1 protein-coding gene is annotated in these 688 nt (G+C 72.8%); it reads right to left on the bottom strand.

Annotated elements, in window-relative coordinates; genetic code table 11:
* Positions 1-688: autotransporter-associated beta strand repeat-containing protein (locus tag JMF90_RS39360; protein ID WP_201326578.1), on the bottom strand; the 688-nt coding region annotated here is incomplete at both ends.

Below are 688 nucleotides of genomic sequence, written 5' to 3'. Positions count from 1 at the left end.
CGCGCCGTTGCCGGCGATCAGTCCGCCGCCGCTCAGCGTGGTGCCGCCCGAGAACGTGTTCGCCCCGAGCAGCGTCGTCGTGCCGCTGCCGGTTTGCGCGAGCCCGCCGTTGCCGGCGATCGTGCCGCTCAGGCCGAGATCGTTCGCGCCGTTCAACCCCAGCGTGACGCCGGCGCCAAGATTGACCGCATTGCCGAGCGTCACGCCCGGCACGCTCGCGCCGAGCGACGCCGAGCCGTTGACGTCGAGTGCGCCGAGGCCGAGCGCCGCGCCGCTGCCGACGACCAGGCTGCCGCCCGTCAGCGCGGTGCCGCCCGCATACGTGTTGTTGCCGGTCAGCGCCTGCGAGCCGGTGCCGGCGAGCGTCAGCCCGCCCGCCCCGCCGATGTTGCCCGCGAAGACGCCGCTGCCGCTGCCCGCGAGCGTCAGGTGGTTCGCACCGAGATCGATCGTCGAACCGGCGACACCCGACAGCGTGCCGATCGACTGCGGCGTGGTCGCCCCGCTGATATTGAACTGCGCACCGGCGCCGGTCAGGTTGACGGGGCTCGACGCGGCAAGACTGCCGCCCGCGCCGATCGCGAGCGTGCCGCTGCCGATCGTGGTGCCGCCGGTAAACGTTTCGGCCGCAGTGAGCGTCGTTCTACCCGGGCCGTTCACGGACAGGCCGCCGCTACCGGAAATGATC

Source organism: Burkholderia sp. E168m23, from assembly GCF_016586125.1.
Lineage (GTDB): Bacteria > Pseudomonadota > Gammaproteobacteria > Burkholderiales > Burkholderiaceae > Burkholderia > Burkholderia orbicola.
Note: the sequence above shows the minus strand (reverse complement) of the source record. Positions and strands in the feature narration are given on the sequence as shown.